Here is a 746-nt window from a genome sequence, read left to right as displayed (position 1 = left end):
GTCATGCTGCGGTGTTGAGGTCTGCGGGGCGGAAGTAGTAGTTGCGTCGGGGTTTTTGGCGTGGGTCGAGGTGGGGTGGCGGGATGAACCAGGGGATGCCGGTGCGGACCTGGATGGTCCAGTGTTCTTTGTGGATCACGTGGTGGTGGTGGGTGCAGAGAAGTGCCGCGTTCTCGGTGCCGGTGGTTCCGCCGCGGGACCAGTAGTTGATGTGGTGCGCTTCGCACCAGGGTGCGGGGATGGTGCAGCCGGGGAACGCGCAGCCCTGGTCCCGGGCGGTGAGGGCTTTGCGGATGTGCGCCGGGAAGACCCGTGAGGTGCGGCCGATGTCCAGGATCCGGCCTTCGCTGCCGAGGAGGACGGGGATGATGTCCGCGTCGCAGGCGATTTTCCGGACGGTGGAGGCGGTGACGGGTCCGGTGAAGAGCAGGTTCCCGGTGTGCTCGGTCGTGGTGCCGGGGCGGAAGGGGCCGCCGGCGGTGCTTTGGACGTCCCCGTCCACGTGCCCGTCGCTGGTCCCGTCGCTGGTCCCGTCGCTGTGTCCGAGCCGGGCGAGGAGGTCGCGGTAGTCGATGGTGACCATGACCTGGGGGCGGAGTCCTCCGGTTGCGGGCAGGGTGCCGGCGGCGAGGGCGACCTTGGCGGCGCCGACGAGGCCGTCGAGGAGTTTTTGCGGGCGTGAGCGCAGGTCGAGCGCGACGTCCGCACCGTCATGCTCCCCAGCGTTCCCGCCAAGGTTCCCGCCA

The 746-nt window shown here is 69.4% G+C and carries 1 protein-coding gene; it reads right to left on the bottom strand.

Annotated features, from left to right (window positions below; all coding sequences use genetic code 11):
- Position 1: 1 nt before the first annotated feature.
- On the bottom strand, positions 2 to 746 hold a 745-nt coding region (locus tag QK291_RS18995; protein WP_282384409.1), incomplete at its 5' end, for an HNH endonuclease signature motif containing protein.

The sequence above is a fragment of the Arthrobacter sp. AL12 genome (genome assembly GCF_029960645.1).
Classification (GTDB): domain Bacteria; phylum Actinomycetota; class Actinomycetes; order Actinomycetales; family Micrococcaceae; genus Arthrobacter.
This window is presented reverse-complemented; position numbering and strand designations above follow the sequence as displayed.